A 14,954-nucleotide genomic window follows, 5' to 3' on the forward strand; every position below is an offset into this window, starting at 1 on the left:
CAATCACATGTCATTTGAAGTGACTATCCCTATTAATTTATTATCCTTCACTACAGGAAGGCAATTGAAATTATGGGAATTCATCAATTCCTTTGCTTCATCAAAATCCATTTCCTGTGATATGCTGACCAAGGACCTTGTCATTACTTTACCGACTGGAATGGTGTCAATATCTTCCCTATCATGATATTTTTCAATATCTGTCCAGGTAATCAGGCCGACCAGTTCTTTATCATTTTTGATCACAGGCATATGATGGATCTTTTTCCACTTCATCAGATAAACGGCCAATTCCAGACTGTCTTTCTCCTCGATGGAGAATATATCCGTATTCATTACATGGTGAACTTTCTTTTTGATATTGAAAGTAGTGGTCGCATTTGACTTCAGTATTTCCCAATCGGAAACAGGAATTTCCTTTTCCTGATTAAGGTACATATTCGCTGTCAACACCTGTAACGATTCATTTCTTTTTTTTGTCGACAAGAGGTTTCTATAGCTCCTGACCATCCAATCCGCTCCGGTTTGGGCACTCACTCTTTTTTCGATGATGGATAAGTAATGGACGATATCTTTTTCCAAAACGCCCATACTCCTAAGTCCTTCATAGGCCATCGGAAGGAATTTTTCCAAAATCAGTTTTTGGCTTGAAACCAACTGACCATCCCAGAAAAACTGAGACTTCATACCATATCGTGCCGCACTATAAAAGTTGGAATTGGCATCCTTAAAATCCATAACCTCATGAATCTTATCGCATTCCTTTGTTCTTCCCCGCATCAAACCTACCCAAAATGCCATATTGGCTACTTCATCTTTTCTGGTTGGACCTGCGGGGATATATCTGTTCTCTATCCTAAGGTGTGGTTTCCCGCCTCCTACTCCATAGCATGCCCTGTTCCAGCGATAGACAGTGCCATTGTGAATGCCTAGTGCATTGAGCTTTGGAACACCTCCATTCTCCAAAACTTCCAAACTATCTTCAATTGATTCGGCTGTCAGCAAGCACCTGAACCTTGCAATGTTGTCTTTAAATATGTCCGAAATGGACCCTGTATGCCAGTGGTTTTCAAAACTTACCCTAGATTGGGATTCATTCAACAAATAGGAATTTGCCCTGATATCCACTGATTGGGAAAACAATGAAATCCTCGTTTCATTCCATAATTCTTTCCCAAAAAGCAAAGGGGAATTACAACAAACAGCCAAGACAGGGCCCGCAATAGCCTGTGCCCAATTAAAACTATCAATAAACTCATCAGGGTTGATTTGAAGGTGCATCTGAAAACTGGTGTTACACCCTTCCAACAGGATACTATCATGCAAAAGGGTGATTTCATCCACTCCTTTGATATGTATACTGATATCCTGATCCCGCAATTCCATTGCTACTTTATTTAAAACAGCATATCGCTTTACTTTGGTCATATTGTCCAAAGTGATATGCTTTTGGGAAAGCGTCGGTAAAATTCCTGTCAATAAAATTTTAGAATCAAATTCCCTAGCTACATCATTTGCCTTAAGAAGCAGTGAAGTCAGCTGTTCATACATGCGACTAAAACAATCCCCCTTAAGCTCGATTGGATCGAGGTTGATTTCAAGATTGTAATTTCCTATTTCTGTGGTAAAATGTGGATCATTGATATTTTCTAATAATTCAAGGGAGTTATTATTGGGTAAAAATTCATTGTTCAAAATAAAAAATTCCTGCTCTGCACCAATCCGGATCGGGAATTTTTCAATCATGCCCTTTTCCAGCATCATTTCCAATGCTTCAATGTCTTTAATAAGCCTGTGGAAGTATTCAGACTTATCTTTTTTGCTTTTTAGTTTGATAACATTGCTGATGCCCATAAAAGGTCGGGTTGTTTATGAATTGACTCTAAAGTTAGCGATTAAGAGTAGCTGAAAATATGATGGAAGTCATTTCAAACCTTATCTTTTCTCATTGAATTGAAGCAATAAAGGGAAATCAGAATTCAGAAAAAATCGAGATAATGGATAGGTCAAAGAGCTTAAAATGAACTGATCCATTTTTCGACACATTCCTGGAGATTTTTCCTGGCCTGAAGCTGAAAATCATTTTGTTCAAAATTCAAATCCGGTAACACCTTTACCTGATCAAATCCGGATCCGTTCCCACCACTGCCGGAAGTAAAAAGTACAGTTTTCTTGTGATGCTTCTTTGCCAACTGCAACAACTCGAAACTACCCTTGCCACCAGCTGATTGACTGTCATATCTGCCTTCACCCGTAATGATAATATCGGCTTTGACTACTTTTTCCTCCATTTTTACTTGCTGAAAAAACCATTGAGCTCCCATTTGGATTTCTACCGGAAAAAAGAAAGAAAGCCCAAAGGCTATCCCTCCTGCCGCACCAAAACTTGGCTGATCTACCATTGACTTGCCGGTTTTTACTGAAAGCAATTCCAAAACTCCTGAACAGGCATTTTCATAATCTTCCATATCTTCTTCTTTCAAACCTTTTTGAGGACCGAAAACAGGAATTGCTCCCTCAGTACCATAAAAGTAATTATTGACATCACAGAGACAGGTAAAACTTACCACAGGCTTTGGAACAGGGCTTTGTATATACCTGATTTTTTTTAAGAATACATTGGAAAACAAAGTAATCTCCCGCCCGTTTTCATCCAAAAATAAAAAGCCCAAACCTCTCAAAATCCCCAATCCCAGATCAATAGAGGCACTTCCGCCTAATCCCAGTACTATATGCTTTGCTCCTGAATGGATAGCTTTCTGAATCAACTCTCCTGTTCCATAAGTACTCGCTATCCAGACATCTCTCTCATGAAGCTTCAATGATTTGATCCCCGAAACTGTGGAAACATCCAGGTAGGCAATTGCATTGACTTTATCCATGAAAAAAAATCCTTCGATGGGACGACCTAAAGGATCCAAGGCAAAATGATGATGTTGATGCATATTCAATGCCTTTCCCAACAAATAACAAGTACCGTCTCCCCCATCTGCAATCGGGCAAAGTATAGTTTCTACATCGCCTCTTTTTGATGAAATCACAGAACTGATTATAGCTGCTGCCTCGTCGGCTTCGATTGTACCTTTAAATGCATTGGGAGCTATGAGGATTTTCATTGCTTAGACGTGAGATGTGAGACACTAGATGTGAGATGTGAGATGTTAGAAACAAGAGACAAGAACCAAGAAGAGAACAGTGCAACTTTTTAGGTTTTTTTGACCTCGAAGATAGCCTCAAACAAAGGAGAACTGAATTTCGAAAGCTTTTTTCAAAATTGTAGATTTTTGATTTTAAATTTTACATTGATAAGAAACTCCACATTTTAACCCTATGGCCCTACGTCCGAATAACCTTTCAATATATCAATCTGCCTAGCCAAAGTGCTTAAGCAGACAAGTTTTTAAAATCTTTCAATCCATCCAAAATTCCAATCGACTGATTACTAATCTTCCAATTTTTTCAATTTTCCAATCCACCACGGCGGACAAGTTCTTACAATCCCCCTACTTTCCAACCTCTTCCTTTTTCATTTTATCGAAATAAACCTTTGTGGCGGCTTTAACCTTGGGGGCCAGATAAATGGTGGAAATCATGGTCGGAATAGCCATAATGGCATACATGCCGTCAATGAAACTTACTACCACTTCCAAAGAAGCCACTGCCCCCGCTACGATGGTAACCAAATAGAAGTAATTATAATAATTGGCTTTTTCAGCTCCGAATAGATAATTGAAACACTTATGTCCATAATAGGAATAAGTAAACATGGTAGAAAGGGCAAAAACCAAAACAGCTATCATCAACAGGTATTTTCCAAAACCCGGCAATGCCATTTCAAATGCAGAAAGGGTCAACCTAACCCCATCATTTTCGGTGGATTCCCAAACACCCGTCAAGAGTATGACCAATGCGGTCAAAGTACATACCACAATGGTATCAATAAATGGTCCCAACATGGCTATCAGACCTTCCCTTACCGGTTCATTATTTTTGGAAGCACCATGCACCATGGGCGCAGTACCTATTCCGGCTTCGTTGGAAAATGCCGCTCTCCTCGCTCCAATCACAATGACTGCTCCAACAGCACCACCCATTGCTGCTTGCCCTGTAAATGCATCTGTCAGGATCAACCAAATCATGGAAGGAACATTTTCTATGTATTGGATCATGATCAAAACTACCGTTGCAAAATACAGGATCACCATAAAAGGAACCAATTTGGAAGCTACGGCTGCTATTCTTTTTATCCCGCCAAGTATTACTATGGCAACAGTAATCATCATTAATATTCCCAATACCCACTTGGTACTTTCCCCATTATCCAAACCGTTTGGAATCAACAACACTGACCTCAGGACTGCTGTCAATTGGTTTGCCTGAAAAATAGACAGTAATCCCAACACGCCTGCAACCGAAAACAGGACAGACAATGGTTTCCATCTTTTCCCCATCCCTTCTTCAATGACGTACATTGGACCACCCTGAATTTCTCCTGAACTGTCTTTGCCTCTATACATTATAGCTAGGCTACAGGAAAAATATTTGGTAGCCATCCCCACGAAGGCTGACATCCACATCCAAAATATTGCTCCGGGACCTCCCATATTGATCGCTATGGCTACTCCGCTGATATTTCCCAACCCTACCGTCGCCGCTATCGCAGCGGAAAGGGCTTGTTTGGAGGATATCTGACCTGGCACATTGGTTTCATCGTATTTTCCTCTCACCACTTTGATGGCATGGCCTAAATGTCTAAAAGGTAAAAATCCAGAATAAACAAACAAGACAAAGCCTCCACCCATTAATAAGATGAGCATGGGGGTATCCCAAATCCAGTTACTGAAGTTAACTATATATTCTCCCATTATTTTATTTGAAATGAAACAGCATATTAAGGGCATTTTTTTGGAATTACAAACTCGGGTGAGCCGAGATGTTTTTTTGGTTATTTCATGCTTTAAATTTTATAAGCCTCCAAACTTCCAATTCAAAACCTTATTTTTGCCGCCATGTCGAGAAAGATGAAAAATAAGGTAATCAATAACCTTAGAATAGAAAGAATTGCAGCCGAGGGTAAATGTGTAGGACATCATGAAGGAAAAGTGGTTTTTGTCCAGAATGTTGCCCCGGGAGATTTGGTAGATGTCCGGATTACACGGGGAAAAAGTTCATTTATGGAAGGCGAGGCTATCAAATTCCATGAGTACTCTAAAGACAGGATCGAACCTTTTTGTTCACATTTTGGAACTTGTGGTGGCTGTAAGTGGCAACACATCAATTATGATTTGCAAAAAACCTACAAATGGCAACAGGTAGTGGATCAATTTGAAAGGATTGCAAAAGTTGAAATACCAGAGGTGTTGCCTATCCTGGGTTCAAGTGAAACCCGATATTATAGAAACAAACTTGATTATACTTTTTCCAATAACCGTTGGCTTACACGAAATGAAATAGATTCAGGTGAGGAATTTGAAAGAAATGCCTTGGGTTTCCATGTCCCAAAAATGTTTGACAAAATTGTGGATATCAATCACTGTTACCTTCAGGGCGGAATCTCCAATGAAGTCAGAAATAGTCTTAGGGATTTTGCCCTGGATGAAGGTCTCACTTTTTACGACTTAAAAAAACAAAAGGGGTTTTTGAGAAACCTTATCATCCGAACTACCACCACAGGAGAATCGATGGTCATCGTGCAGTTTGGAGAAAATGATGCATCGGGAATAGAAAAAGTAATGGAATTTTTAAACATGAAATTCCCCGAAATCACTTCCCTGTTGTATATCATCAATCAAAAAGGAAATGAAACCTTCAATGATCTCAATGTCCATACTTTTTCCGGAAAGGATTATATTGAAGAAGAAATGGAGGGACTTAAATTCAGAATAGGTCCCAAGTCATTTTATCAGACCAATTCCAAACAGGCTTACGAATTGTATAAAGTAGCGAGATATTTTGCTGAATTGAAGGGAGATGAAGTGGTATATGATCTCTACACCGGTACCGGGACGATTGCCAATTTCGTTGCAAAACAGGCAAAGCAGGTTATAGGCATAGAATATGTAGAAGCAGCGATAGCAGATGCAAAACTTAATTCCCAAGTCAATGGCTTGGAAAACACCCTTTTCTATGCCGGGGATATGAAGGATTTATTAAATGACGAATTTATAGCAGACCATGCGAAGCCTGACGTCATCATCACAGATCCTCCACGTGCCGGTATGCATGAAGATGTGGTCAAAATGTTGCTCCATCTGGAAGCTCCAAAAATCGTCTATGTAAGTTGCAATCCGGCCACTCAGGCCAGAGATGTCGCGCTTTTGTCTGAAAAATATATTATTGACAAAATACAGCCTGTGGACATGTTTCCTCAGACATTCCATGTAGAAAATGTTGTACGACTAACTTTAAAAAAATGATTTCAGATTTCAATGACCCGGAATTGAGCGGGAAGTATTTGGGGACTATAACCAAAGATTTCGTCAATGTTTCAGAAATTTTGAAAGAGGCATCCTATCAGGTCAGAAGCAGAAAATTCTCTGGGCATCCCATATTTCCAATCTCAAAAAATGAGCAGCCAATCGGCCAATTGCTATTGGGAAAAACCGAAAAAAACCTGGACTGGAATTATTACATCACATATTTGGATGAATTTATACAAAGAAAACTCATAGCTGAGGAACTGGTTGAGGATTTTAAAAAAGCCTACAAAGACCCTGATGAATTTTGTTGTCTCTTTGTAGTTGACGGGGAGTTTACCAGCTTTGTGTATATCCCTTATCCAGAGGATTGAAATATATGTTCTAAAATATAGTTTACTTTCTGGTCATTTTTTTAAGGTTAATAATTAGTGTGAAAAATACACTAAATTGAATTTTTGCCAAAAACCAGACAAAAAATAAAATAAATCGATAATAATTTACATAATCTGGCTGTTTTTATTAATTGGATTTTATTAGAAATTCAGAATTTTATTTTAAACCTATATAGAATTTATCTTTTTTATTGTAAGATTCACAATTTATACCTTACTTTATGTAGAAACATTTCCAAGGTGAATAAAGTTAAAATCAATTCCATCGATATAAAATTTTTAGTCTCCGGATTAAAGAGTGGAGATGAGAAATCATTTTGTGAATTGTATAATTTTTTTAAGCCAAAAATTTTTTACACTTCAAAAAAAATGAATCTATCCTCAGAAGATGCGGAAGAGACTGTTCAGGAAGTTTTTTTGATTATCTGGAAAAACAGACATAATCTCAATTGTGAACTATCATTTAATGCCTATTTGCTTACCATCTTGAAATCAATCATTATTAAAAAGGCCAAAAAAGAAGCGAGAAGAATGGCTTATGAGGTTTATGAAATTTCAACCATGGAAACCTCCTCGAATGAAACGGAAAAACAAATTGAATACAGAGAGTTTGAAGAGATCTCCCACGCGGAAATAGAAAAACTGCCAAAGACCCAAAAGGAAATTTTCAAAATGAAGAATTATGAAAATCTTGCCTCCGGAGAAATTGCTGAAAAATTAAGTATCTCAAAAAGAACGGTAGAAAGCCATATTTATTCCGCAACTAAATCTGTCAAACAAAAACTTTTAACCAAATATATGATACCGGCAAAATCTTTGGTCTTTGGGATTATTTCACAGTTTTTATAGGTTTTAAAACATTTTTTGAAATAGTTTAAGTCGGTATTTTAAAAAAAGTCGATATTTTTTTATAAAATGACTAAGTAAATTTCTTTCCAAGGCGCTATATGGTGGAAAGGGATAATTAATGAAATACCATAAAAAAGATATTGATAAGTTTTTTGCCGGGAAGTTTTCAAAGAAAGAAGCAAAGGAATTTTTGAATTGGCTTGATTCTCCTGATGGAGAAGAAACCTATAAAACAATTATTGAGCAAGAATGGCAAGCAGAAGTTGGTGAGGATGAAGAAGGTGATATAATTCAGGAAACTGAACTTGAAACTTTTAGCAAAAACAAGAATCCAAAAAAAATTAATTCTCTAAAACCTAAAATATGGCTGGGACTCGCAGCCTCAATATCCCTGATTTTTTCGGTAAGTTTTATTCTTTACTTACATCCCAATGCAGAATTTGGAGAGATAACCGAATCACTCGCAGAAGTAAAAACAATCATCAAGAGTACGCCAAAAGGTGTCAAGAAGACCATAAAACTTCCTGATGGTTCGATGGTAGCTTTAAATTCAGATAGCAAATTGACTTTCGCGGAGGACTTCCTCCAGAACAGAACGGTCTATCTAGAAGGAGAAGGATTTTTTGAAGTTGTAAAGGATGAACAGCATCCTTTCTCTGTCATTACAGAAAATATCTCTACGACCGCTCTTGGTACCAGTTTTAACATAAAGGCCTATTCTGGAAATCCAGAAATACAGGTCGTTTTGGCTTCCGGCAAAGTGAAAGTTGAAAATAAATTGGACAATTCATTCCATGAAATATTACCGGGAGAGGCCACCAAATATTCCACAATCAATCAAACCCTAAAAAAAGAAATTGTTGATGTAGCCTCAATCTTAAAATGGAAAGATGGTATTCTCCATTTCGAAAAGGTCCCCTTCAATATAATCATTGAGGATTTGGAAAGGTGGTATGGCGTAGATTTTCAAGTTATCGGAACAGATAAATTACCGGAATATAAATGTTCAGGAAGCTTCAAACCTCATGAATACCTATCGAATGTCCTAAAAGCCTTGAGTTACTCAGTGGAATTCGAATATAGAATAGAAAATGAAAGTGTGATTTTGAAATTCAATTAAACCTATATGCCTATGAAACATCAAAAAGAACCAGTGAATACATCATAAATGTAAAAAGCTTACCACCGATATCTGTTCAAGACGAACAATATTGGTAAAGTACCATAATTAATCAATTGACACCAGACAACCCAGAATATGTCACAAAAACTACAAAAAACAATAATTATGGCCTTCAAACGCACAATTTTAAGTGCATTTCTATTGACCATAACATGCAATACCATTCTTGCAAACAGCAATTCGGACCAGGTTAAAAGTATTGATGAAGTACACATCGATCTTGACATCAGGGAAGGCAACCTAGAAAATATCCTTGCAGCTATAGAAAAGAAAACAGAATACAGTTTTTTCTATACTGAAAAAAATCTTAAGGATAAATCAAAAATTAAACTCAATAGGACTAGCGGCACTGTTGCTGAGGTCCTTTTGGAGGTTGCAGAAAAGAAAAAACTCCATTTCAAGCAAATTAATAATATCATAAGTGTAAAATCACTGCCTATTAATTCAAATGAAAAGGATTTGAAAATAATGGTCAATGTCGCAGACATTCGAGTAACTGGAACCATTACGAGTGAATCCGGCGAGACTTTGCCCGGTGTAGCAGTATTTGTGGAAGGAACCACTTCAGGAACTATTTCTGATATTGATGGAAAATACTCTATAGTTATTCCGGAAGGTTCTACATTGGTATTTTCATATATAGGTTTTTCAACACAAAAAATCTTAGTAGGAAATCAATCTGTCATCAATGTTACAATGGTTCAAGAGGCAAGAGCACTTGAAGAAGTTGTGATTGCTGCTTTGGGTCTTCAAAAAACAACAAGAAGTATCGGTTATGCCGCTACCAACGTGACTTCCGACGAAGTGACTATCAATAGAACGCCCAATTTCATGAATGCGCTTCAAGGAAAAATTGCCGGTGTAAATATAACCTCCCTTGGAACAGGACCTGCGGGCACTTCCAAAGTAAGAATCAGGGGTCAGTCGTCTATAGGTGGCCAAAACAACCCTTTGATCGTAATCAATGGTATTCCAATTGACAATACCAATTTTGGAACAAGACCTGGCAATCAAGGTGCGGATAATTCCTTTGGCCAAAGAGGCGGGGGTGTAACTGCAGATGGTGGCGATGGTCTCAGCAGTATCAACCCTGATGATATCGAAAGTATGACGGTATTGAAAGGTGCAGCAGCTTCTGCCCTTTATGGTTCAAGGGCCAAAGATGGTGTGATCATGATCAACACCAAAACCAAAGGTGACAAAAAAGGTATAGGGGTAACCTATAACCTGAACCATACCATTGAACAACCTTTGGATTTCACGGATTATCAGTACGAATATGGCCAAGGTGAATTTGGAATAAGACCTACTTCTCCAAATCCAACCTCAGGACAGTGGTCCTTTGGGGAGAGATTTGCTCCCGGTATGACCCAAACTTTATTTGACGGGGTAGTTGTACCATATGTGCCTGTTAGAGGAAGAATCAATGATTTCTTTAGAAACGGTCAGAATACTACCAACACAATTACCCTTGCAACAAATAACGATAAGGGTGGTATGAATTTCTCATTTTCAGATTTGAACAGTAAGGGAATTGTTCCAAATAATACCTACAATAGAAAAACATTCAACTTCGGCTTCACCCATGAATTCAGTAAAAAATTCAATGTCCGAGGTAATATCAATTATTCTATTGAAAACAACGAAAATCCACCCAATATTGCAGACCAGGACAATTCCATTCCAACCGCCCTTTACAATATGGCCAATTCCATGCCTTTGGATGTGTTGAGAGACAATGCCTTTAATGCAGAAGGCAATGAGGCTGTTTATTCAAGGTTTAGGAATAGGACTAATCCATTTTTTACACTTGAAAGACAATTCAATGATATCAAGAGGGATAGGGTATTTGGAAATATAACTGCTGTTTACAATATCACTGATTGGCTTTTTATTCAAGGAAGGGTTGGTCAGGATTATTGGTCAAGAACCCAGCGGGTCAATAATTTCCCAACAGGACAGGCTTCGCGGGCTGCTGCCCCTGCCGGATTTGTTAACGGAGTCTTGACTGAGGAAGCAAGGAACTTTAGAGAAGTCAATGCTGACTTCATTTTATCTGCCACCAAAGAATTTGGAGATTTTGGCGTCAATGCCAATGTGGGTGGAAACATGATGAAAAGGCAGTCTGAGCTTCAGAGCACACAGGTAACTGATTTTGTGATCAGAGATTTATATACGCCCCAAAATGGAAGGGCAAAGGATCCAATATTTGATAGAGTAGAAAGGGGCGTTAACTCTCTATTTGCTTTCGCCGAAGTTTCTTATAAGAAATACCTTTTCATTAATGGAACCATTAGAAATGACTGGTTTTCAACCCTTTCTCCGGAAAACAGAAGTATTCTTTACCCATCAGTTTCCGCAGGATGGGTGTTTTCAGAGAACACAGGTTCATCTGACTGGTTTAATTTTGGAAAACTCAGATTGGCTTATGCTGAGGTAGGTAGTGATTCTGATGTTGCACCGTATTCCAATGTTCTATTCTATGGAATCAACGCCAACCTATTTAACAATCAGCCTGTAGGACAGCCCATTGGAAGTACTCTTCCAAACCCCAATCTAAGGCCTATGCGGGTAGCAGAGACAGAAGTAGGATTTGAAATGAAAATGTTCCAAGGAAAGTTGATGGTAGATTTGGCTGCCTACAATAAGATTACCACAGATCAGATCGTAAGTGCACAAATTTCAGATGCCTCTGGATTTATCAATACATCAATTAACAGTGGTCAAAGCCGTAACCAAGGTGTGGAAATGTTGGTAACCGGTGTACCTGTGGAAAGAGGCAACTTTACTTGGGAAGTTACAGTCAATGGTGCTTATAATAAAACCAAAGTTTTAAGCCTACTTACTGACACTCCTGGTGAAAGAATTACTGTAGGTACCCATGTTTTCAATGGGGAATTGAGGCAGGTAGTCGGCAAGGAAATGGGTCAGGTAACCGGATTTGGATATTTGAGAGACGAACAAGGCAGAAAAGTTTTTGGAGGGAATGGCCTTCCCCTAAGAACCCCGCAACTGGTTGAATTTGGAAGCGCACTTCCAAGATGGACCGGAGGTATTACCAATTCATTTAACTATAAAGGTGTAAGCTTTTCATTCCTGATAGATTTCAGGATAGGTGGGGTTATGATTTCCGGTACAAACTTCAACGCCGTCAGACATGGTCTGCACAAAATGACTTTGGAAGGCAGAGAAGGTGGTGTGGTAGGAGAAGGAGTCAACCAAGCGGGAGAACCTAATACAGTTGTAGCACCTGTACAGTCTTATTGGGAAATTGTAAGATCTCAGGCATTGGTTGAACCAATAGTATATGATGGCGGATTCTGGAAATTAAGGCAAGTGACTGCAGGTTATGACTTTACTAAATTCTTACCTGAAAAATGGCCTATTTCAGGACTTAGATTGAACCTTGTAGCTAACAACGTACTCATACTCAAAAAATGGGTGGATAATATCGATCCGGAATCTTTTGGGTATGCATCTGATAACCTAGTCGGTATGGAAGCAACAGGATTGCCCACAACAAGGGGAATGGGTTTTAACCTCAATGTTAGATTCTAAAAAAGGAAAATCATGAAAAAGATAATAAAATATTTATGGATAGTTTTGTTCTTGGGGTACAGCACCTCCTGTGATCAAAATTTTGATGAACTCAACACCAATACGGTTGCGGCAACTAATATTGATGCCATGTTCCAAATCAATCAGGCGATTATCTCGTCTTCACCTTCTTCATTTGGTATTTTGGTGTATGAAGTGGGCGCAGTGCAGCAGGTGATTTCTCCAAACTCAGGTGTACTTACAGGGGCTAATTTCAATCAGGACAACAGGTCATCTACCCAGTCAAACTGGCAACAGTACTATAGGAATGTGATCAAAAACACCAAAGATGCGCTTAACAGGATTCAGGATAATCCTTTAAGGAATAATTTGGTTCAAATGGCCAGAATACTTCAGGCAAATGCCTTTATGGTCTTGACTGATTCTTATGGTTCTATCCCGTATAGACAAGCTGGGGCAGGTTTCAGTGACCAGATATTCTTTCCTGAATATGATTCCCAAGAATTCATATACACTGAAATAATCAAGGAACTGGAGGAAGCTACAGCCGCTCTAAGTACAACTGGACGGGTTGAAACAGCCGATGTGCTATATGGAGGAGATGTGGAAAAATGGCGTAAGTTTGGTTATTCTTTATTGTTGAGAGCAGGAATGAGAATTAGTAAAGCTAATCCTACTTTGGCCCAACAAACTGTCGCAAAAGCATTTACAGGCGGTGTCATTACCTCCAATCTTGACAATGCTTTTGTAAGACATGATGCCAATTACCTCAATCCGGCAGGCAATACCCTCAATGCAACGGAGGCATCAAACTTTTACCTTACTGAGCCATTTGTGAATTTCTTAAAAAACTCAAATGATCCCAGATTGCGTTCAATTGCCGTAAGATATGTAGGTGCCACCTCAGGTCCTGAACAAACAGTTGCCAGAGAGTCTTATGATCCAGCGCTTCAAATCGGCATGCCTATGGGTAATGACAATTCAACTGTTGTACAGGTAGCCGCTGACCTGGGTTTGGCGAGTTTTTATGATTTCAGTCAAGTAGATAGGAGAAGAATGATGAAACAGACCTCTCCTAGTTTTATGGTGACAGCCTCCCAATCCTTGCTTTTACTAGCAGAAGCAAGACAGGTGGGATGGATTTCTACAGGGACAGTACAAGAATATTTCCAGCAGGGAATCAGGGCTCATATGCTTCAAATGGCCCAAATTGATTCCAAAATGGAAATTCCGATTGCTGAAATTGATGCCTATATCGCTGCAAACCAGATTTCGGATGCAACAGCGATCCGTCAAATCAATGAACAATATTGGATATCTTCCTTCATGAATGGACCGGAAGCTTTCGCAAATTTCAGAAGAAGTGGATTTCCTGTTCTTGCACCAAATCCCTTCCCGGGAAGAGAGGTGCTTTTTATCAATAGGTTAACCTATCCAAATTCTGAGATTTCTGTGAATTCTGAAAATGTTCAAGCGGCAATCCAAGCGCAGGGACCAGACGATTTAGAAACAAAAGTCTGGTGGAATAAATAATTGAATGTAGCAGGTTCGGAAGTGCTCTGAACCTGCTACACTCATTTAGAATTTAAATTATTTAATAAACCCAAACCATGATAAAAAAATACATCCTAATACTTCTTACTATTTTTTTAACGCATTCTGCTATTGAAGCCCAACAAATTTCCAAAGAAGAAATGTTATTTCTCACGCAAGAATGGAAAGGGGAAAGATTTGAAGACGGAAGACCAAAAGTTTCTGATAACCTTTTGAAGAGAATGCGGCTCGTCACGCATGATGAAGCCTGGGCTGTCATGAAAAATGAGGGCTATAGATACCAATATGCAGACGGATGGCAAACAATCAATCCCGATAGTATTCTAATTGGCAGGGCAGTGACGGCAACATTTATGCCCGGACGCCCTGATATCCATGATGCAATTGACGCCAGAGGAAAAAAAGAAGGGAAACGTGGACAAAATTCCTGGCCTGTGGATTTATTGGTACCAGGAGATGTCTATGTAGTAGATCAATTTGGCATCCATGTGGATGGCCCAACCATAGGAGACAATGTAGGTAATGCGATTTATGCAAAATCCGGCAATGGGATTGTCTATGATGGTGCAATTAGGGATGTAACGGGGTTAAAAGAAATTGGCGGATTCACCTCCTATTATTCAAGCTATCATCCCTCCCATCATAACCAACAAGGAAATCTAAATACCATGCTGATCGGAATCAATAAACCCACCAGAATACGACAGGCAACCGTGATGGCGGGTGATGTGGTGTTGGGTAGAGACGGTGGCGTTTCTTTTATTCCCGCACATCTTGTAGAAAAAGTGGTCGTTACCTCTGAGGTCGTCAGATTAAGGGATATGTTCGGACATGAAAGGCTCCGGGCTGGAATATATACCGCAGGTCAGATTGATACGAGATGGTCAGATGATATTGAAAGGGATTTTTCAGCCTGGCTCAATGAGCATATTGATGAACTGCCCATTCCCAGAGAACAGATACAGGAAATCTTGAAAAACAGGACCTGGTAAATCTCAA

General features: G+C 39.0%; 10 protein-coding genes. 7 read left to right on the forward strand and 3 right to left on the reverse strand.

The genetic code is table 11. The features are described from left to right. Window positions 1–3: 3 nt before the first annotated feature. The 3 genes from B9A52_RS21045 to B9A52_RS21055 all read right to left on the reverse strand — a co-directional run bounded on the left by B9A52_RS21045 (window position 4) and on the right by B9A52_RS21055 (window position 4,865). Window positions 4–1,854 (reverse strand): CBS domain-containing protein, encoded by a 1,851-nt coding sequence (locus B9A52_RS21045; RefSeq protein WP_084122500.1) that lies wholly within the window; start codon window positions 1,852–1,854, stop codon window positions 4–6. A gap of 161 nt (window positions 1,855–2,015) precedes the next feature. Next, window positions 2,016–3,116: a glycerate kinase gene (locus B9A52_RS21050; RefSeq protein WP_084122502.1), complete on the reverse strand. Its 1,101-nt coding sequence runs from the start codon at window positions 3,114–3,116 to the stop codon at window positions 2,016–2,018. A 387-nt stretch (window positions 3,117–3,503) separates the two neighbouring features. After that, on the reverse strand, window positions 3,504–4,865 hold the full coding sequence (locus B9A52_RS21055; RefSeq protein ID WP_084122504.1) for an alanine/glycine:cation symporter family protein: 1,362 nt from the start codon (window positions 4,863–4,865) through the stop codon (window positions 3,504–3,506). Between the two features lie 144 nt (window positions 4,866–5,009). On the opposite strand from B9A52_RS21055, the gene rlmD reads away from it, so the two are divergent. The 7 genes from rlmD (at window position 5,010) to B9A52_RS21090 (ending at window position 14,947) form a co-directional block, all read left to right on the forward strand. Next, window positions 5,010–6,416, forward strand: a complete 1,407-nt coding sequence (gene rlmD, locus B9A52_RS21060) for a 23S rRNA (uracil(1939)-C(5))-methyltransferase RlmD (protein ID WP_084122506.1) — start codon at window positions 5,010–5,012, stop codon at window positions 6,414–6,416. Beyond that, window positions 6,413–6,790, forward strand: a complete 378-nt coding sequence (locus tag B9A52_RS21065) for a hypothetical protein (protein WP_084122508.1) — start codon at window positions 6,413–6,415, stop codon at window positions 6,788–6,790. The genes rlmD and B9A52_RS21065 overlap by 4 nt, the downstream gene beginning before the upstream one ends. Before the next feature lie 261 nt (window positions 6,791–7,051). Beyond that, the gene (locus B9A52_RS21070) at window positions 7,052–7,660 is read left to right on the forward strand and encodes a sigma-70 family RNA polymerase sigma factor (RefSeq protein ID WP_172805256.1); all 609 of its coding nucleotides are present in this window, start codon (window positions 7,052–7,054) and stop codon (window positions 7,658–7,660) included. A gap of 118 nt (window positions 7,661–7,778) precedes the next feature. After that, window positions 7,779–8,780, forward strand: coding sequence for a FecR family protein (locus tag B9A52_RS21075; RefSeq protein ID WP_084122512.1), 1,002 nt, complete (start codon window positions 7,779–7,781; stop codon window positions 8,778–8,780). A gap of 168 nt (window positions 8,781–8,948) precedes the next feature. Then, entirely contained in the window at window positions 8,949–12,401 is a 3,453-nt protein-coding gene (locus B9A52_RS21080; RefSeq protein ID WP_157370242.1) for a SusC/RagA family TonB-linked outer membrane protein, read from the forward strand. 12 nt (window positions 12,402–12,413) lie between these two features. Then, on the forward strand, window positions 12,414–13,934 hold the full coding sequence (locus tag B9A52_RS21085; RefSeq protein WP_084122515.1) for a SusD/RagB family nutrient-binding outer membrane lipoprotein: 1,521 nt from the start codon (window positions 12,414–12,416) through the stop codon (window positions 13,932–13,934). A 77-nt stretch (window positions 13,935–14,011) separates the two neighbouring features. Beyond that, the gene (locus B9A52_RS21090) at window positions 14,012–14,947 is read left to right on the forward strand and encodes an RraA family protein (protein ID WP_084122517.1); all 936 of its coding nucleotides are present in this window, start codon (window positions 14,012–14,014) and stop codon (window positions 14,945–14,947) included. Window positions 14,948–14,954 lie beyond the last annotated feature (7 nt).

Origin of the sequence: Aquiflexum balticum DSM 16537, assembly GCF_900176595.1 — a bacterium.
GTDB lineage: Bacteria > Bacteroidota > Bacteroidia > Cytophagales > Cyclobacteriaceae > Aquiflexum > Aquiflexum balticum.